General features: G+C 64.2%; 23 protein-coding genes. 10 read left to right on the forward strand and 13 right to left on the reverse strand.

Annotated features, from left to right (window positions below; genetic code table 11):
* Position 1: 1 nt before the first annotated feature.
* The gene (gene rpe / locus C0V82_RS09125; RefSeq protein WP_199772388.1) at positions 2–688 is read right to left on the reverse strand and encodes a ribulose-phosphate 3-epimerase; all 687 of its coding nucleotides are present in this window, start codon (positions 686–688) and stop codon (positions 2–4) included.
* A gap of 84 nt (positions 689–772) precedes the next feature.
* Entirely contained in the window at positions 773–1,645 is an 873-nt protein-coding gene (locus C0V82_RS09130; protein ID WP_102112063.1) for an alpha/beta hydrolase, read from the reverse strand.
* Between the two features lie 143 nt (positions 1,646–1,788).
* Between C0V82_RS09130 and C0V82_RS09135 the strand changes: the two genes are divergently transcribed.
* From C0V82_RS09135 to C0V82_RS09155, 5 genes are read left to right on the forward strand one after another with little or no spacing between them, the layout of a single operon-like run.
* Positions 1,789–2,055, forward strand: coding sequence for a type II toxin-antitoxin system Phd/YefM family antitoxin (locus C0V82_RS09135; RefSeq protein WP_102112064.1), 267 nt, complete (start codon positions 1,789–1,791; stop codon positions 2,053–2,055).
* 5 nt (positions 2,056–2,060) lie between these two features.
* Positions 2,061–2,438 carry a type II toxin-antitoxin system VapC family toxin gene (locus C0V82_RS09140; protein WP_199772389.1) on the forward strand — a complete coding sequence of 126 codons (378 nt, stop codon included), beginning with the start codon at positions 2,061–2,063 and terminating at the stop codon, positions 2,436–2,438.
* Between the two features lie 13 nt (positions 2,439–2,451).
* Positions 2,452–3,222: a hydroxyacylglutathione hydrolase gene (gene gloB / locus C0V82_RS09145; protein WP_102112066.1), complete on the forward strand. Its 771-nt coding sequence runs from the start codon at positions 2,452–2,454 to the stop codon at positions 3,220–3,222.
* 38 nt (positions 3,223–3,260) lie between these two features.
* Positions 3,261–3,872 (forward strand): glutathione S-transferase N-terminal domain-containing protein, encoded by a 612-nt coding sequence (locus C0V82_RS09150; RefSeq protein ID WP_102112067.1) that lies wholly within the window; start codon positions 3,261–3,263, stop codon positions 3,870–3,872.
* A gap of 5 nt (positions 3,873–3,877) precedes the next feature.
* Positions 3,878–4,330, forward strand: a complete 453-nt coding sequence (locus tag C0V82_RS09155; protein WP_370466021.1) for a cupin domain-containing protein — start codon at positions 3,878–3,880, stop codon at positions 4,328–4,330.
* Here C0V82_RS09155 and C0V82_RS09160 read toward each other — a convergent pair.
* Genes C0V82_RS09160 through C0V82_RS09190 form a run of 7 tightly spaced genes read right to left on the reverse strand, consistent with a single transcriptional unit; the run spans position 4,319 to position 8,260 of the window.
* Positions 4,319–4,975: an NrsF family protein gene (locus C0V82_RS09160; RefSeq protein WP_158659828.1), complete on the reverse strand. Its 657-nt coding sequence runs from the start codon at positions 4,973–4,975 to the stop codon at positions 4,319–4,321. The genes C0V82_RS09155 and C0V82_RS09160 overlap by 12 nt on opposite strands.
* Positions 4,968–5,519 (reverse strand): sigma-70 family RNA polymerase sigma factor, encoded by a 552-nt coding sequence (locus tag C0V82_RS09165; protein ID WP_158659829.1) that lies wholly within the window; start codon positions 5,517–5,519, stop codon positions 4,968–4,970. Before C0V82_RS09165 ends, C0V82_RS09160 begins: the two co-directional genes overlap by 8 nt.
* Before the next feature lie 25 nt (positions 5,520–5,544).
* Positions 5,545–5,817 (reverse strand): hypothetical protein, encoded by a 273-nt coding sequence (locus C0V82_RS09170; RefSeq protein WP_102112071.1) that lies wholly within the window; start codon positions 5,815–5,817, stop codon positions 5,545–5,547.
* A 4-nt stretch (positions 5,818–5,821) separates the two neighbouring features.
* Positions 5,822–6,328, reverse strand: coding sequence for a DoxX family protein (locus tag C0V82_RS09175; protein ID WP_102112072.1), 507 nt, complete (start codon positions 6,326–6,328; stop codon positions 5,822–5,824).
* On the reverse strand, positions 6,325–7,080 hold the full coding sequence (locus C0V82_RS09180) for an HvfC/BufC family peptide modification chaperone (RefSeq protein ID WP_158659830.1): 756 nt from the start codon (positions 7,078–7,080) through the stop codon (positions 6,325–6,327). The genes C0V82_RS09175 and C0V82_RS09180 overlap by 4 nt, the downstream gene beginning before the upstream one ends.
* On the reverse strand, positions 7,074–7,934 hold the full coding sequence (gene bufB, locus C0V82_RS09185) for an MNIO family bufferin maturase (RefSeq protein ID WP_102112074.1): 861 nt from the start codon (positions 7,932–7,934) through the stop codon (positions 7,074–7,076). The genes C0V82_RS09180 and bufB overlap by 7 nt, the downstream gene beginning before the upstream one ends.
* A 26-nt stretch (positions 7,935–7,960) precedes the next feature.
* Complete coding sequence (locus C0V82_RS09190; RefSeq protein WP_102112075.1) at positions 7,961–8,260, reverse strand: BufA1 family periplasmic bufferin-type metallophore; 300 nt, start codon at positions 8,258–8,260, stop codon at positions 7,961–7,963.
* A 216-nt stretch (positions 8,261–8,476) separates the two neighbouring features.
* Here C0V82_RS09190 and C0V82_RS09195 point away from each other — a divergent pair, with 216 nt between their 5' ends.
* From C0V82_RS09195 to C0V82_RS09215, 5 genes are all read left to right on the forward strand, one after another.
* On the forward strand, positions 8,477–9,976 hold the full coding sequence (locus C0V82_RS09195; RefSeq protein WP_102112076.1) for a sensor histidine kinase: 1,500 nt from the start codon (positions 8,477–8,479) through the stop codon (positions 9,974–9,976).
* A gap of 126 nt (positions 9,977–10,102) precedes the next feature.
* Positions 10,103–11,278 (forward strand): acetyl-CoA C-acetyltransferase, encoded by a 1,176-nt coding sequence (locus tag C0V82_RS09200; RefSeq protein ID WP_102112077.1) that lies wholly within the window; start codon positions 10,103–10,105, stop codon positions 11,276–11,278.
* 148 nt (positions 11,279–11,426) lie between these two features.
* Positions 11,427–12,149 carry an acetoacetyl-CoA reductase gene (gene phbB, locus C0V82_RS09205; RefSeq protein WP_102112078.1) on the forward strand — a complete coding sequence of 241 codons (723 nt, stop codon included), beginning with the start codon at positions 11,427–11,429 and terminating at the stop codon, positions 12,147–12,149.
* Between the two features lie 57 nt (positions 12,150–12,206).
* Positions 12,207–13,094, forward strand: coding sequence for a phytanoyl-CoA dioxygenase family protein (locus C0V82_RS09210; RefSeq protein ID WP_102112079.1), 888 nt, complete (start codon positions 12,207–12,209; stop codon positions 13,092–13,094).
* Between the two features lie 18 nt (positions 13,095–13,112).
* Positions 13,113–13,532: an NUDIX hydrolase gene (locus C0V82_RS09215; protein ID WP_102112080.1), complete on the forward strand. Its 420-nt coding sequence runs from the start codon at positions 13,113–13,115 to the stop codon at positions 13,530–13,532.
* A gap of 279 nt (positions 13,533–13,811) precedes the next feature.
* Here C0V82_RS09215 and C0V82_RS09220 read toward each other — a convergent pair whose 3' ends face one another.
* The 4 genes from C0V82_RS09220 to C0V82_RS09235 all read right to left on the reverse strand — a co-directional run bounded on the left by C0V82_RS09220 (position 13,812) and on the right by C0V82_RS09235 (position 17,971).
* Complete coding sequence (locus C0V82_RS09220) at positions 13,812–14,555, reverse strand: amino acid ABC transporter ATP-binding protein (RefSeq protein ID WP_102112081.1); 744 nt, start codon at positions 14,553–14,555, stop codon at positions 13,812–13,814.
* A gap of 64 nt (positions 14,556–14,619) precedes the next feature.
* A complete protein-coding gene (locus C0V82_RS09225) occupies positions 14,620–15,714 on the reverse strand; it encodes an amino acid ABC transporter permease (protein ID WP_102112082.1) in 1,095 nt (364 codons plus the stop codon).
* Position 15,715: 1 nt separating this feature from the next.
* Complete coding sequence (locus C0V82_RS09230; protein WP_102112083.1) at positions 15,716–16,921, reverse strand: amino acid ABC transporter permease; 1,206 nt, start codon at positions 16,919–16,921, stop codon at positions 15,716–15,718.
* Positions 16,922–16,945: 24 nt separating this feature from the next.
* Complete coding sequence (locus C0V82_RS09235; protein WP_102112084.1) at positions 16,946–17,971, reverse strand: amino acid ABC transporter substrate-binding protein; 1,026 nt, start codon at positions 17,969–17,971, stop codon at positions 16,946–16,948.
* Between the last annotated feature and the right edge of the window lie 150 nt (positions 17,972–18,121).

Here is an 18,121-nt window from a genome sequence, read left to right on the forward strand (position 1 = left end):
ATCAACCGTTCTGGCCGCGCAGCGCGCGCATATTGGTTTCATAGGCCGACGGCCCGCCGACAAAGGTCGCCGTGCCGGCCACCAGAACATCGGCACCCACCGCAATGCATTGCTTCGCCGTCTCAATATTCACGCCGCCATCAACCTCAAGATCGATCTGCCGACCGCCCTGGGCGTCGGACACGGCATTGATGCGGCGGCGCAGCTCCGCGATCTTGTCCAACTGGGACGAAATGAAGCTCTGCCCGCCAAAGCCGGGATTGACCGACATGACCAGCACCAGATCCAGGTCGGCCAGAAGGTAATCCACCATCGACAACGGCGTGTGCGGGTTCAACACGATACCCGGCTTCTTGCCCAGGGACCGGATCAGCTGCACCGTGCGGTGCGGGTGCGCACCAGCCTCGGGATGGAAGCTGATGATATCCGCGCCGGCATCGGCAAAGGCCTGGATGAAGTTATCGACGGGCGCGATCATCAGATGCACGTCGAAGACCTTTGCCGTGTGCGGGCGCAGGGCCTTCACGACACCGGGACCGATGGTGATGTTGGGCACGAAATGCCCGTCCATGACATCGATATGGATGTAATCCGCACCGGCTGCGTCGATGGCGCGCACCTCCTCACCCAGGCGGGCAAAGTCGGCGGACAGGATGGACGGGGCGATCTTGACGGGCTTGGTCATCATGGACCCGGTTGGTATCAACAACAGGCCCCGCCGACAAGTCGGGTTCGGCGCATGAAAGGCCGGTTATCGGCACATGGCGCGGGGTCAGGGCGCCGGGTAGAGCCATTGCATCCCCTGGATCAGGCCCACGGGGAAGGTGGTTTCATGATAGGTGCCCTGGGACACCTCTGACATGACCTGTAACCCCGGATATTTGCGCGCCCGCAGATGCTTGGCCATATCCTGCTGATCGGCCACCATATCGCGACGTTGATTATAGCGTTTATCGCCGGGCTTAGCCGCCTCGAACGACCCGGTGGTCATGTAGACACTGGCCCTCAGGTCCTTGTGCCCCTTGGCATAATCCGCCTCCAGCGTGCGCAGGGCATAATCCTTATACCAGATGGACGGGCTGGTCAGGATATAGCTGCTGAAATGCTGCGGCTGGGTGAACAGCACCCACAGCCCGAACAGCCCGCCATAGGATTGGCCCACCAGGGTGCGGCGGGCAGGATCGATGCGGTAGGTCTTCTCAACCAACGGCATCGCCTCCTTCACCAGGAAGTCAAGATAGGCCTGCGCACCACCCGACGGGCTGGGCAGGTCCGGATCGGCCCAGGGCGTCAGATCGCGGCGGCGGCTCTCCATGCCATTCTCGCCCTTGGCCGTGGGCAGACCAACCAGGATAAACTCATCCAGCCGCTTCTGGCTGTGGGCCAGCCGCGTGATGCCGGACGCCACCTGGAACGTGTAATCGCCATCGGTCAGGTACAGCACACCATAGCGCCGGCCCACATTCTTCGGGTCCGCATAGCCCGGTGGCAGCTTCACATAGAGATCGTAAGTCCGGCCATTCTGCGCCGAAGTCACGGTATGGACGCTGGTCCGTTCCACCTGATAGGCGGGAAGGCTTTCCTGGGCGGCGGCGCCCTGAACGGTGAACAGCAGGGCGGCGGTCAGAAACCAGACAAAACGCATCCGGGATGTCCCCTTCGGATTGCAGAGATGAGGCCTGTGTATGAATTTCCCGATTGCCAGGTCAAGCGCCCACCCTGGCCGTTGACGGGGCGCTATCGCGCCCCCACTCTGATCTTACAGATGCGCAGCCCCGGAGGCCGGCCATGGACAGCGTGAACCTCGCCGATGTCGCCAGCAACCTGACCCGCCTGATCGAACGGGCCGAGGCGGGGGAGGAGATCATCATCTACCGCGCCGGTCGTCCCGTGGCCCGGCTGATGCCTCCGGTGGCGGGGGCAGCGGCATCTCCAACGCCAAAGCCAAAGAGGCAACTTGGGGTCCTGGCCGGGCAAGGCTACTGGATCGGCGATGACTTCGATGATCCCTTGCCGGAGGAGATGGAACGGGCGTTCCGGGGGGAAGGTACGTGAGGCTATTGCTCGACACGCATGTATTCATCTGGTCGGCACTGTCTCCAGACCGGCTCCCCGCCCATATCATTGACGCAATCTGCTCGGGCGACAATGACATCATCATCAGCACCGCCAGCATCTGGGAAATCGCGATCAAGGTGAAAACCGGACGTCTGGCCTTCCCTCTGGGCCTGCTGCCCGAGATTCTGCATCGTATGGATATGCAACTACTGGATATCCATCTTGACCATGTTCTGGAGGCGGGAAACCTCCCGCTTCACCACAACGACCCGTTCGACCGCATGTTGATTGCACAGGCCAGGATGGAGGCTTTGCTGCTGGTGACGGCAGATGCGATGATCCCAACCTACGCGGTGAAGACCCTGTCGGCGCGGGCGTGAGAAAGGGTAGTCCATGGTTGAAGTGCATGTCGTTCCGGCACTGACCGACAATTACATTCACATCCTGCATGACGCGGCCCATGGCATTACCGCCGTGGTGGATCCGGGTGAGGCGGGGCCGGTGCGCGCCTTTCTGACCGACCGCGGCTGGCGGCTGACCCATATTCTGGCCACCCACCATCATGGGGACCATATCGGCGGCATCAACGACCTGCGCGCCGACAGCCACGCGATGTTGATCGGGCCTAAGGCGGAGATGGAGCGCATCCCCGAAATGGACGCCACTTACGGCGATGGCGACAGCTTCACCCTGGGCAGCCAGACCGTCCGCGTCTTTGACACGCCGGGCCATACGCGCGGCCATTGCGCCTTTTTCTGTGAGGAGGCGCGGCTGCTGTTCAGCGGCGATACCCTGTTCTCGCTCGGCTGCGGGCGCCTGTTCGAAGGGACGGCAGCCCAGATGTGGGACAGCCTGTTGAAACTGCGGGCCTTGCCGCCCGAAACCCGAATTTACTGTGGCCATGAATATACGGCCAGCAATGCCCGGTTCGCGCTGTCCATCGACCCGGACAATCTGCCCCTGAAAGCCAGGGCGGAGCAGGTGGCAGCGTTGCGGGCCAAGGGCCTTCCCTCCATTCCCGCCCGCCTGTCGGATGAGTTGGCGGCCAATCCCTTCCTGCGCGCCGATGACCCGTTGCTGGCCGCCCATTTCGGCCTGACCGGCGCGCCGCATGCCAGCATCTTCGCCGCCATCCGCAAGGCGAAGGATGATTTCCGGGGCTGATTGCACCCCCCGCCGCCCCCCATACCCTGGATGAAGACATGAAGCTGCGTTACAGCCAGACCTCTCCCTTCGTGCGCAAGGTGTTGATGGCGGCGCATGAGGTTGGATTGGCCGACCGGATCGACCTGTCGCCGATTGATGTTTGGTCACCTGACAGCCCGATCGTGCGCGAGAACCCCTTGTCCAAGATCCCCACATTGCTGACCGATGACGGCATGGTGCTGTTCGACAGTCCCGTCATCGTCGAGTATCTGGACAGCCTGCATGACGGCACCAAGCTGATCCCTGCCACCGGTGCCGCCCGCTGGCTGGCCCTGCGGCAGCAGGCTATGGCCGACGGGATCTGCGATGCGGCCGTACTGCGCCGGATGGAGGCGCTGCGCCCCGCCTCCCTGCGGTCCGCCGAATGGGACAGCCGGCAGCGCGCCGCCATCTTCCGTGCCCTCGACCGGCTGGAGGTGGAAGCCGGCGACCTGCCCGACCCAGCAGCACCAACGGTCGGCGGTCTGGCCGTGCTATCTGCCATGGGATACATGGATTTCCGCTTCGCCCATGAACCCTGGCGTCCGGGCCGGCCATCACTGGCACAGTGGTTTGAAACGGCCTCGAAACGACACAGCTTCTTGAATACCCTTCCGCCAACGGAATGAATTTCATGAACCATCTGACGCCAAGGCAGATCATCGACCTGCTGGGCATGCGCCCGCATCCCGAAGGCGGTCATTATGTGGAAACTTTCCGCGCACGCGCCCCTGACGGCGGACGGGCAGCCCATACGGCCATCTATTTCCTGTTGCAGGCGGGGGAATATTCTCACTGGCACCGGGTACTGGATGCCGATGAGATCTGGCATTTCCATGCCGGCGCGCCGCTGGTCCTGACCATGTCGCCCAACGGCCATGATGCCTCGGCCCACCATCTGGGCAGTGATCTGGCCGCTGGTCACCGGCCCCAGATCATCGTGCCCGCCGGCCATTGGCAGACGGCGGTCAGCCTGGGGGCCTGGACGCTTGTGGGATGCACCGTGGTGCCGGGCTTTGAATTCGCGAAGTTTGAGCTGGCCCCGCCCGACTGGCGGCCAACCCCACGGAAACCGTCAGGAGCCTGACCTGTCCCCCTGGCGCCAGCGGAACAGCACGCGGCCCAGCGGCGCCAGCATGGCACCAAGCATGACGATGGCCACAACCTGGATCGCCACCAACAGGGGGGCATCCAGATCGTCATGGATCATCCGCTCCCCGAACACCGCCATGCCGCCCCCAGCGATCAGCAGCAGCGCCATCATGCGTACCGGTGCCACCGGGGCCGCGCGGCGCATGTCGGCGGCCAGGAACAGGGCCGACCCGATGGAAATGACAGGAAAGCACCAGGGGCAGAACAGATGCACCAATTCCGGCATGTCATGCGCCGCCGCATCCTGATGCCCGCTTTCCCACAGGACCAGCATCCAGAACAGGGCTGCCGGCAGCCAGATCATCCGCTCCCACCCCCGCCGTCCCGGCACGGAAAAGGAAATGGCCGCGAACCCGGCCAGCAGCGCCGTCACCAACGCCAATCCCTGTTCCGCCAACCAGTCAACCCGCGTCACCACCAGCGACAAGTCTCCGCGCACCCCATGCCAGGTGGTGGCCAGCAGCATCAATCCGATGGACAGGATGGCCCAGCGCAGCAGCCGCAGAACCGGCGGCGGCAGACGGCGGGCAGGGGTCCCCTCCGCGCTCAACCGGTCGATCAGGTGGCTTACATCAGCCATGGTCCACATCCTTCCGCAACAATTGCCGCAGCCCCGCGATGCCGCGATGTACGGCCACTTTCAATGCCCCGACGCTGACGCCACTGGCCTCGGAGGCTTCCTTCAAACTCATGCCCTGAACCTTCAGCATATCGATGGCCACCCGCTGCCGCTCCGGCAGTTGCGACAGCAACGGCCCCAGATTGACACTAGGCGGCACATCACCCTCCGGCTGCGGCACGGTGTCGGCCAAACCGTCATCGAACTCCGTCTCCACGGCCCGGCGGCGATAGGTGCGGCGCAAGGCATCCGACAGCCGGTTGCGTGCAATCGTACCCAGCCAGGGGCCCACCGGGCGCCCCGGCTGATAGGTCGGCAGGGCCTGGTGCAGGGCCAGCAGCGCATCCTGCACAAAATCCTCCAGATCGGCGGGTCGGGCCAGCTTCCCCCGTCCGACCGCCCGAACCAAGGGCACGGCAGCGCGCAGAAAGGCGCCATAGGCGACGCGGTCGCCCTCCTGCGCGGCCGTCAGTAATCGGCCAAGATCCGAATCCTTGTCCGTCACCAGCACCCCATCCGACCCAGTACCGTCACTTAGGCGGCTGTGAAGGCTTGGCAACGCCGTGTTCTTCCAGGAAGGCCTTGAATTTCTTGGCATCCAGGAAATAGAGGTCAAGGCATTCATTGAACTTATCCGGGTCCTTGATGGCCTTGCAGAGTTGTTCGGCCTCCTCGTTTGCCGTCTGCTTCTGCGCCTTTTCCGAGGCGCTCATGCCGGGCGCGCTGTTCTGTGCCAGGGCCGGCGGGGCAAAGGCCAACAACAGCACCGGCAGAAAGGGCAGGAAGCGGCGAACAAAGGACATGGCGTCACCTCGCAGTCAGGACAGGATCAAGCAGACGTCGCCACAGGCCACGCAAGGCCGCATCCAGCGACAACAGCCCCGGCCCCGTCAGGAACAGGACCAGCCCCACCATGATCCATGGAATCTGTTCCGCCGCAATGGCGATACCATTCTCAATCCCCTCCGGCGTGCGGCCGATCACCAGGAACAGCACCGCCGACATCACCGCCAGCCCCGCCGCCCCGACACGGCCCGCCAGCCCAAGCGCCAGCAGGAGGCTAAGCACAATCTCCGCCCCTGTGGTCAGCGGTGCCGCGATAACCGCCGGCAGAAAGGGCACCGGATGGACATCGGTGAACAGGAAAGCCTGGCTGTCCCATGTGAAGACGCGGTGCCAGCCGGCGGTGGCGAACGGCCAGGCCAGCCAGAGGCGCCCCAGCAGCAGGAGCACCGCACCGCCCCAGCGCACGGGCAATGCCGCCCCGACGGTGGGGCCCGGATCGACCAGAAGGCGCAGCGTTGAGCGGATCATGGTTGCTCACCATCGGTTACGGCGGCGATCAGCCCTTGGCCGAGCAACAGCGCCAACAGCGGGGAAAGCGCGCCGGCATCCCGCAGATGCCCGGCCGCCGTCAGAAGATCGGCCCCCTCGGACAGGGCCTGGACAAAGCCGCCGGCATCGGGCGGCAGCAATGTCGCCAAGACCAGCAGGTCCGGCCCACGCCAGATCAGCGCCACTGCCTCCGGCCCGACGAGCGGCAGGGGTGCGGCCACTCCCTTGATATCCGCCCGCCCCTCCCACCATGGGCTCAGGACGGACAATGGTCCGGCCACCAGCGAAGAGGACAGCACCAGCGGCAGACGCAAGCGGGCCAGCGCATCGGGGACGTAAGGCGCTAACGCTGCTGGCCCTACTGGATCGGCATCAGCAGCGAAATAGGCACAATGCGCAGCCCAATCGGCAGCGGCTAGCACGGGTAACTCCCCCGCCAAATCCGCCCCGAACCCTTTGCCATAGGCCGACAGCATAGCCTGTCCCGGCGGGTGGGCCCGCAGATGGCGTTTCGCCGCCTCCGCGAAGGCATCCGTCCCCATGGCCCGCTCCACACTGGGATAGGCTTGGGCCAGGACACCAGTCAGGGAAGCCGTGACGGTGGCGGTGTGGATGAACAAGGCCTTGTCGGCCGGCACGGCGGCAGGGCGCAGAAAGGGCAGCGCGCGGGCAAACTCCGCAGCATCGCCATAACAGGCCCCCAGAATGGCGCGTTGCAGATCGATCAGCATGAGGCCGCCCCCCGCACCGCATCCGCCTTTGCCGCCTGGGCCAGCAGCACCGGCAGCGGTGGCAGGGCCGTATCCCATTCCACCAGGGTAGGGCGTGGCCCAAACTGACGGGTGGCAAGGTCATACAGGGCCCAGACCGGGTCCGGTACGGCGCTGCCATGATCATCAATCAGCAGGGTGGCGCCATCCACATCCAGGCTGGCATGGCCGGCAAGATGGATTTCCCCGACCGCATCGCCGGGAAAGTGCCGCAGCAGCCGTGCCGCGTCCTGCCCCCGGTTGCGGGCCGAGACATAGAGATTGTTGAGGTCCAGCAGCAGGCCGCATCCCGTGCGGGCCACCAGCGCCGCCAGGAACTCCCCCTCCTCCATCTGGTCCTCCTGGAACCGCAGATAGACGGACGGGTTTTCCACCAGCAGACGCCGGCCCAGCGCATCCTGCACCCGCTGTACATTGCCGGCGACGATGTCCAATGTCTCCGTCGTCAGCGGCAGGGGCAGAAGGTCGGGCACATGCGTACCGGCCAGACCGGTCCAGGCCAGATGATCCGACACCATCGCCGGCTCAAACCGCGCATAAAGCGCCTTCAGCCGGGCCAGATGCTCTCCATCCACGCCATCAGCAGCACCCAATGACAGGGCCACCGAATGGAAGGAGATGGGATAGTCCTGACGCAGCCTTTCCAGCTGCGCCAGACGCGGACCGCCGGGCACCAGATAGTTTTCCGCATGCACCTCCAGCCACCCGACCGGCTGCGCCGCCGTCAGAAAATCCGGCACATGCAGGTGCCGAAGCCCGACGCCGGCCGTATCGGCCAGGCCTGGGATGGTGGGGGGATGGGCCGGGGGGCGCATGCGGAAACCTGCTGGAAGGGCGATGCTTACTTCTTGGCCTTGGTGTTGGTGCCGTCGAAGGCGGTCATGCTGCCGCCAGCGGCTTCACAGGCTTCCTTGGTCATGGCCTTGAAATCCTGGCCGCTGTAATCGACCTTGGACTGGGTGGCGCAGGAATGACCGGCGGCCTTGTTGGCGCAGTCATTCTCGCCGGCCTTGGACACGCCATAGCACTTCACCTTCTCCCCCTCGGCGGCATGGGCCGGGGCGGCGATGGCGGCCAGCGACAGGGCACCGGCGACGGCGGCACCAAGGGTCAGGGCGGTCAGGCGGACGGAAGTCGACATGGGTGCATTTCCTTTGAACGGGGTCCAGGGAGAAGCGGCGCCGTCATCGGCGTCCGTATCTCTCCATTCGCTGCCGGTTGGCGAAGGTTACACCAGGAGCCAAAAAATTTTCGGCGACTGTGAAATTCTCGATGCCGGCCTGCTTAAGCCATTGAGCTTTTGTCGGAATTCGGCCAGCCTCTCCATGGGTCAACCGACTGTCGGAGGGCGTGGCGCATGGCGGCTGACAGCTGGCACTTATGGCCGGCCCGGGCCTTGCGCACGGCGACGGACCTGTTCCTGCCCGCCCCGATGCGCGAACGCGGCTTTGATGAGAAGGCGCTGCTGCGTGCCCGGGCCTTCATCCGCGTTACACTGCTGATCCTGACCGGTATTCTGGTGCTCTACACCGTCTGGGCCGTGAATGAGGGGCCGTTCGATCCCGTCAGCCTGACCTGGGCCGTTTATGCGCTGCTGGTCGGCGGCAATCTGGTGCTGGTGCGCCTCACCGGGCGGTTTCATGAGATCACGATTGCCAATAATCTGGCGGGCCTCAGCCTGATCGCCATCCTGCTGCATTATACGGACGGCATCGCCTCCCCTCTGGTGCCGCTGTTCCTGACGGCCTTAGCCACCACGGGCAATTTCGGCGGCAACCGCGCCATCCTTTATTTCTTCTCGGGCTTCCTGGCCGTCATCTGCGGCACCTATGCCTGGCAGATTTACAGCGGGGAGGCGCCCGCTGATATCCACAGCCGATTCGCCTTTCTGCTGACGGCGCTGCTGCTGCTGGTGCTGGCAAACCTGTCCTCACAATCGGCCCGCACCAAGACGCGGCGCATGCTGGCCCAGGCGCGCGACGCCGCGATCGAGGGGCGGCGGCGGGCCGAGAAGACCCTGGGTGACCTGCGCGAGGCGCAGGAACAGATGATCTTGCAGGAAAAGATGGCCAGCCTCGGTTCCATGGTGGCCGGCGTGGCGCATGAGGTGAACACGCCCGTGGGTCTGGCTGTCACCGGCGCCTCGCAGTTGCGCACCGAAACCGCCAGCATTCTGGCGCTGGCTGCACAGGGGCAACTGCGCCGCTCCACCTTTGATGAGTATCTGAAGGTGGTGGATGAGTTGGCGACCCTGATCGAAAAAAATGCCACCCGTGCCGCCGAACTGATCCAATCCTTCAAGGAGGTGGCGGTGGATCAGTCGTCCGACGCCCGCCGTCCCTTTGACCTGCGGGCCTATGCAACCGAGGTGCTGGCCAGTCTGGCACCGCGCATCCGCCATGCCGGGCACAGGGTGGAAATGGCCGTGCCCGACGGGATCGAGATGGATGGCCATCCCGGCGCCATGGCCCAGATCATCACCAATCTGGTGATCAATTCCATCGTGCATGCCTACCCTGACGGGCAGCGTAACGGCACCCTGCGTCTGGCCGCCCGTGTGCTGGATGGGGACCGGGTCGAACTGGCCTATAGCGATGATGGCCGGGGTATTCCCCGTGAACTCTGGCCCCGCATCTTCGAACCCTTTTTCACCACCCGCCGGGGCACGGGCGGGTCCGGCCTGGGTCTGCATCTTCTGTATAATATCGTGACGGTGCGGATGGGCGGTACGGTGCGGGTGGGTGCTGCCCCCCAGGGTGGGGCCCTGTTCACCCTGACCTTCCCCCGGATCAGCCCCGGAAAGCCCCCGGAACCGGGCCTGGACGACCTGTCCACCGACCATGTTGCAGTGCAATAATGCGGCTGAGACAGGGCTGTCGCGGACCCTTGGCTTGCGCCATCGGTGCGCTTCCGCCTAAGCTTCCGGCGTGATGGCGACAAGCAGGGGCCGGATCCGGACCCCGCACGTGTGAGGAGAGGAACCATGGTCGAAGTGGTAATTGCCGGTGCAGCCCGCACCCCGATTGGCGCGTTCAATGGCGCGCTCGGGTCTGTGCCCGCGCACAAGCTGGGCGAAGTGGCCATCCGCGCTGCCCTGGAACGCGCCAAGACCGACGCGGCGGAAGTGAATGAGGTGGTACTGGGTCATGTGCTGACCGCCGCCCTGGGCCAGAACCCGGCCCGTCAGGCCGCGATTGCCGCCGGCATCCCGTCGGGCCGCACCGCCTATGCCATCAACCAGATCTGCGGCTCCGGCCTGCGCGCGGTTGCGTTGGGCTATCAGTCGCTGCTGCTGGGTGACACCGATATCGTGGTGGCCGGCGGTCAGGAAAGCATGAGCCTGTCGCCGCATGCCATGTATATGCGTGGCGGCACGAAGATGGGCGACACGTCCATGGTCGACACCATGATCAAGGACGGCCTGTGGGACGCCTTCAACAATTACCACATGGGCCAGACGGCAGAGAACGTGGCCGCCAAATATGGCATCACGCGGGAGGAGCAGGACGCGTTTGCCGCCGCCTCCCAGAACAAGGCCGAAGCCGCCCAGAAGGAAGGCCGCTTCAAGGATGAGATCGCCGCCGTGACGGTGGCGGGCCGCAAGGGCGATGTGATCGTCGATACCGACGAATATCCCAAGCATGGCACAACCATCGAAACCCTGGCCAAGCTGCGCCCCGCCTTCTCCAAGACGGGTTCTGTCACCGCCGGCAATGCGTCGGGCATCAATGACGGTGCCGCCGCCTTGGTGCTGATGCGCGCCGACAATGCCGCCAAGCGTGGCGTGGCCCCGCTGGCCCGCATTGCCTCCTGGGCCACCGCCGGCGTCGATCCCACCATCATGGGCACCGGCCCCATCCCGGCCAGCCGCGAGGCGCTGCGCAAGGCCGGCTGGTCCATCGATCAGTTGGACCTGATCGAAGCGAACGAGGCTTTTGCCGCCCAGGCCATCGCCGTGAACCGCGACCTGGGCTTTGACACCTCCAAGGTCAATGTCAATGGCGGCGCCATTGCGCTGGGCCATCCGATCGGTGCATCGGGTGCCCGCGTGCTGGTGACGCTGCTGCATGAAATGGTGCGGCGGGATGCCAAGAAGGGTCTGGCGACCCTGTGCATCGGCGGCGGCATGGGCGTTGCCCTCTGCGTCGAACGCGACTGACGACAGTTTAAGCGGGGGTGCCAAAAGCACCCCCGTTCGCTTTCAGGGTTCGGACTGCCCTGAGGCATATCAAGGCGGCAAACCGCCGCCGGTATTAAAGTTCAATGATTTACAGCCGGCCTGAAGGCCACAACAACGGGGGAAACAAATGGCACGAGTGGCATTGGTGACGGGTGGTACGCGCGGCATTGGCGAGGCGATTTCCGTCGCGCTGAAGGATGCCGGCTATATCGTCGCCGCGAACTACGCCGGCAATGACGCGGCCGCCGCCGAATTCACCGAACGCACGGGCATCAAGGCCTATAAGTTCGACGTGTCGGACTTCGACGCGGTGAAGGCGTCCGTCGCGCAGATTGAGGCTGATCTGGGCCCGGTCGACGTGCTGGTCAACAATGCCGGCATCACCCGTGACGGCACCATGCACCGGATGAGCTTTGAGCAGTGGAACGCCGTCATCCAGACGAACCTGACCTCTTGCTTCAACACCTGCCGCGCCGTCATCGACGGCATGCGCGAGCGTAATTTCGGCCGCATCGTCAATATCGGCTCGATCAATGGTCAGGCCGGTCAGTACGGTCAGGTGAACTACGCCGCCGCCAAGTCGGGCATTCATGGCTTCACCAAGGCCCTGGCCCAGGAAGGGGCCGCCAAGGGTATCACCGTGAACGCCATCGCCCCCGGCTATATCGACACCGACATGGTCCGCGCCGTGCCCGCCGACGTTCTGAAGAAGATCGTCGCCAAGGTGCCGGTGGGCCGCCTGGGCCAGGCCTCGGAAATCGCCCGTGGCGTGCTGTTCCTGGTGGCGGACGAAGGCGGCTTCATCACCGGCTCGACCCTGTCCATCAATGGCGGCCAGCACATGTATTGATCAAGCTTGGCGGTGGGGCCTATCTTCGGCCCCACCGCTATTCTTGGGGGCGTTCTCATGGGTTTGGCCGAGGATTACCGCCGCGATGGCTGGGTGAAGGTGCCCGGTCTTGTCGATCCGGCGCGCATTGATGCATTACAGGCGGCCTACACGACCCATCTTCTGCCCAGCCGGGCCAAATTCTTCAGGCAGAATACCAACCGGTATGAACCGAACGATATTGACGGGCATGGCCACGTCATCAATTCCTTTCTGGACCCCCACCATTACCGGTCCGTTCCGCATGTGCGTCAGGGCGTTCTCGACATCCTGTTCGACCCGGCGCTGAAGGCTGCGCTGGCGGAAGCGACGGGCCATGCCGAGTTGGACCTGATGCAGTCCATGCTGTTCGACAAGAACGCAGCCACCCCGCCGCATCAGGACTGGTGGTACCTGGACAGCGTGCCCAATGGGCAGCTGGCGGCTACCTGGATCGCGCTGGAGGATATCCCCGCCGAGGCGGGCCGCTTCTACCTGATGAGCGGCACGCACGAAATGAAACTCCATGATGATCTGCGATCACTGCGCCACGATACCTGGCTGGGCCTGATGAAGGACTATGTCGACAGCCATGCCGATGCCGTGGAGGCTCCGGAGATGCGCAAGGGCGACGTGATTATCTGGAATTCCCGCACCATTCATGGCGCGTTGCCCACGCAAGATCCGGCCCTGTCGCGCAAGTCTCTGACGGCGCATTACCTGCCGCAGGGCATGGTGTTCGGCAACCTGTTCACCGCCAAGGACTGGATCAGCTTCACCCAGGACGGCCCCTACCGTTACTTCGCCAACCAGCCTGAATACAGCCTGGGGGCTGACATCAAGGCCCGCCTGAAGGTCGCCGTGTACGACAACCCCAGCCTGATGCGCGTGGCGCGGATGGCGCAGAAAATCCTGCGGCGGGCGTAGGTAAAGGCCGGCCCATCCATGCCCCCTCCCACCCATCCCCGCGTCGGCGTTGGCTGTCTGGTCTGGAAAGGCGGGCAGGTCCTGTTGATCCGGCGGGGCAAGCCACCCGGATATGGCGAATGGTCCCTGCCCGGTGGGTCGCAGGAACTGGGGGAGACCCTGTTTGCGGCGGCGGAGCGGGAGGTGCGTGAGGAGACAGGCGTCACGGCACGGGCGCGCTCGGTGCTGACGGCCGTCGACAATATCGTCCATGACGCCGATGGTCGGCTTGCCTTCCACTACACCATTGTGGATGTGGAGGCGGACTGGATTGCGGGTGACCCTATCCCCAGCGATGATGCCCTGGATGCGCGCTGGGCCGATCTGGTGGCGTGCGAGGCGCTGGTGGTCTGGGAGCCGTTGAAGCAGGTCCTGCGCACAGCCTTCGCCCGCCGCTAACTCTTGCTGACGGTTGCGACCGATTATAGGATCAAGGCACATCCTGGACAGATGTGCCTTGATCCTTTCCATTCTGAGAAACCGTGCAACGCACCTGCTTTTTCTGTTGCACCATGTTTCACATATTCTGAAAAATCGGTATGGCGGCTCCCGCACCAAACTGCCGAGGGTATGCGACCCTTGGCAGTTTGAAGGCTGGCGACTGCCAGCCCGGCACCTCATGGTGCCGCAAGCCAAGGCGGCGGAGGCCGCCGCCCGGCGCTTGAGGGAACATGAAAATCAGTGACTCAACACTTGGCCCAGGAAAGCCTTGGTGCGGTCGTTCTGGGGGGCATCGAAGAACTGGTCGGGCGGGGCCACTTCCACGATCTCGCCCTTGTCCATGAAAACCACGCGGTCGGCCATGCGACGGGCGAAACCCATTTCGTGGGTGACGACCAGCATGGTCATGCCGGAGGCCGCCAGATCGCTCATCACGTCCAGCACTTCCTTGACCATTTCGGGGTCAAGCGCGCTGGTCGGCTCATCGAACAGCATGATGGACGGGTCCATGCAGAGCGCGCGGGCGATGGCCACGCGCTGCTGCTGTCCGCCCGAAAGCTGGCCCGGATATTTCAGCGCCTGATCGGGGATGCGCACCCGCTCCAGCAGTTGGCGCGCCTTGGCCTCCGCTTCGGCGCGCGGCATCTTCTTCACCCACATGGGGGCCAGAATGCAGTTTTCCAGAACGGTCAGATGCGGGAACAGGTTGAACTGCTGGAACACCATGCCGACGTCGCGACGGATACTCTCCACATGGCGCACGTCATCGTCGAGCGGCACACCCTTGACGATGATGTCGCCGGCCTGATGTTCCTCCAGCCGGTTGATGCAGCGGATGGTAGTGGATTTGCCAGACCCGGACGGCCCACAAATCACAATCCGCTCCCCCTTGGCGACCGACAGGTTGACGTCGCGCAACACATGAAAGGCGCCGTACCATTTATTGACGCCACGCAGTTCGATGATGGCTTCGGTGGTCATTCAGAAAACTCCGTATCGAAGCGACGGGCGGTGATTGTGGCAAACATCTTCAGCATCACAGCCCTCACCGCCGCCTCCCCTGCCCAAGGACGGTCTCCAAATACCGGCTGTAGCGGGAGAGCGCGTAGCAGAACAGGAGGTAGATGACGCCCACAAACAGATAAGCTTCCTTGTAAAAGCCGCGCCAGGCCGGATCGGTCAGGGCGGCCTTGGCCGTGGACAGCAGATCCAGAAGGCCGATGACGATGACCAGGCTGGTATCCTTGAAGCTGGCAATGAAGGAATTGACCAGCGGCGGGATCACCAGCGACAGGGCCTGCGGCAGGATGATCAGGCGCTGGCGCTGCCAATAGCCCAGACCAAGGGCCTGGGCCGCCTCCACCTGTCCCTTGGGGATGGCCTGCAGACCAGCGCGCACCACCTCTGCCACATAGGCGGCGGAGAACAGGCAGATGCCGATCAGGGCCCGCAGCACCTTGTCGATGGACACACCCGCCGGCAGGAACAGCGGCAGCATGACCGAGGCCATGAACAGGATGGAGATCAGCGGAACGCCGCGCACCAGCTCAATATAGACCACCGACAGGCCGCGCATGACGGGCAGGTCCGACGTCCGGCCCAGCGCCAGCAGCACGCCCAGCGGGAAACTGGCCACCAGCCCGACGATGGACAGAGCCAGCGTCAGCGGCAGCCCGCCCCAGAGTTCTGTCGGGACATAATCCAGGCCCAGCACCCCACCGAACATCATCAGCGCCGAAAAGCCGATGCCCACCGTCCAGATATAAATCAGCGCCTTGCCCCAGAACCGGCGATCCGCTGAGACGACCAGGGTGCCGATCATGGACAGGATGGCCAATGTCGGGCGCCAATGCTGATCATCGGGGAAGGTCCCGAACAGAATGAAGCGCCACTTCTCGGCCAGGAAGGCCCAGCAGGCACCCCCGGCCTCCCGGCAGGCCGCCGCATCACCGGTCCAGCTGGCCTTGACCAGGGCCCAGTCGATGATGCCCGGAATGGCGCGGGCCAGCACATAGGCGATCAGCAGCGTCAGCAGCGCGTTGTACCAAGTGGAAAACAGGTTGGCCCGCGCCCAGGCTACCGGCCCCTGATTGGGGCGGATGGGAGCGGCGCGGTCTTGGGTGGTCTCGGTCACACTCATCTCACCGCTCCACCAGCGCCACGCGGCTGTTGTACCAGTTCATCAGGAAGGACAGGCTGAGGCTGATGATCAGATAGGCCGCCATGATCGACAATACGCCCTCCACCGCCTGCCCCGTCTGGTTGATCGTGGTGTTGGCGATGGAGACGAAGTCGGGATAGCCGATGGCCACCGCCAGCGAGCTGTTCTTGGTCAGGTTCAGATACTGACTGGTCGTCGGCGGGATGATGACGCGCAGGGCCTGCGGCAGGACGACAAGCCGCAGCAACTGTCCCCGCGTCAGGCCCAGCGCCGTCGCGGCCTCCGTCTGGCCCTTGGGCACCGCCAGGATGCCGGACCGCACGATCTCGCCAATGAAGGCAGCGGTGTAGATGACAAGACCGAACAGCAGCGCCGCGAATTCCGGGGAAAGGGTCATACCGCCGCGGAAGTTGAAGCCCTGCAAGACCGGCATGTCGATGGCCCCGCCACCACTGGCCAGAAGGACCAGCAACGGCAGGCCGAAGACGAGGCCCAGCCCGATGGGCAGCATCGACAGGCGCTTGCCCGTTGCCGCCTGCCGCTTGGCGTTCCAGGCGGCGATCACCAGGGTCAGGATGATGCCCAGGCCGAACAGGGCGGCGACCCAGGCCCAGATCGGATCATCGGCGGGGGCCGGCAGCTTCAGCCCGCGGTTGGACAGGAACACGCCCGGCAGCGGCGCCAGCGCCTGACGCGGCCCCGGCAATCCTTCAGTCAGCAGCCCGTACCAGAGGAACAGCTGCAGCAGCAGTGGCACATTGCGCACCGTCTCCACATAGAAGGCAGCGATGCGCGCCACCAACCAGTTCGACGACAGGCGGGCAATACCCAGCACTACGCCCAGCAGCGTCGCCAGCAGGATGCCGATTCCCGACACTTTCAGCGTGTTCAGGATGCCGACCAGAAACGCCGTGGAATAATGATCCTGCGGCCCAAATTCGACCAGCGTCTCCCCGATCTGGAATCCAGCCTCCCGGTCCAGAAAGCCAAAGCCCGACGCGATCGACAACCGCGCCAGATTGTCCATCGTATTGCCGACCAGATACCAGGCAACCAGCGCCACAGCCAAGGCCACGCCAAGCTGCGCCAGGACGGCACGGACAATGGGGTTGTTGATGGACAGGTGAAAGGCCGCCCGCCCAGGGGGGGCGGCGGCCTTGGTCGCGGTCGCGTTGCTGTCGCTCATCGGCGTCCGGTTCCGGGCGTCAGATCAGCGGATCGGCGGGGCATACATCAGCCCGCCATTGGTCCACAGCGCGTTCAGGCCGCGATCCAGCTTCAGCGGCGTTTTCTTGCCGATATTGCGTTCGAAAATCTCACCGTAATTACCGACGGCCTTGATGGCGCGATAGGCCCAGGCCTTGTCCACGCCAAGACCGGTACCCAGGTCACCCTGCACACCCAACAGGCGCTGCACCGACGGGTCGGGGTCCTTCAGCTTGGCATCGATATTGGCCTGGGTGATGCCTTTCTCCTCCGCCTCGATCAGGGCGTAGATGGTCCAGCTGACAATGTCGCGCCATTGGTTGTCGCCATGACGGACGACGGGCGCCAGCGGCTCCTTCGACATCACCTCCGGCAAGATGATGAAATCATCGGGCTTGGTGGCAACAGAGGCACGCACGCCGGCCAGACCGGAAATGTCGGTGGTCAGCACGTCGCAGCGACCGGCGAAGAAGGCGGCATTTACCTCGTCCAGCGCCTCGATCACCACGGGCTTGAAGGACAGGTTATGGGCACGGAACCAGTCGGCCAAGTTCAGCTCGGTCGTGGTGCCCGGCTGTACACAGACGGTGGCACCGTCCAGCTGCTTGGCAGACGTCACGCCCAGGCTTTTGGCAACCATTAGACCCTGGCCATCATAATAGACAGGCGGGGCGAAATCGAGGCCTTGGGCATCGCGGGTCAGCGACCAAGTGGTGTTACGAACCAGCAGGTCGATCTCACCCGACTGAAGCGCGGTCAGACGCTGCTGCGCCGACAGCGGCGTGTAGCGGATCTTGGTTGTATCGTTCAGGATGACAGCGGCAACGGCCTTGCAGATATCAACGTCCAGGCCCGTCCACTTGCCCTGGCTGTCGGGGCTGGAAAAGCCCGGCAGGCCGGTATTCACGCCACAGGTCAGCTGCCCCTTGCTTTTGACCGCATCCAATGTCGGACCGGCGAGCGCCGGAACGGCGGTGAAGGCAACATATGCGGCGGCCAGGGCGACCGCACCCCCAAGGCGAAGGCTCATCGTCTTTGGTTCCCCTGTTTTACCGGGGCGGGATGTCCGTCCGCCGCCCCCTTTGATGTCAGGCAGTTAAGCATTCAATGCCGCAATGAAACAACCCCGTAACGGGGACAATCGCGACAATTCTCGCCCCTGCCGCAAGGTTAGGCAGGA

The organism is Niveispirillum cyanobacteriorum (assembly GCF_002868735.1).
Classification (GTDB): Bacteria; Pseudomonadota; Alphaproteobacteria; order Azospirillales; family Azospirillaceae; genus Niveispirillum; species Niveispirillum cyanobacteriorum.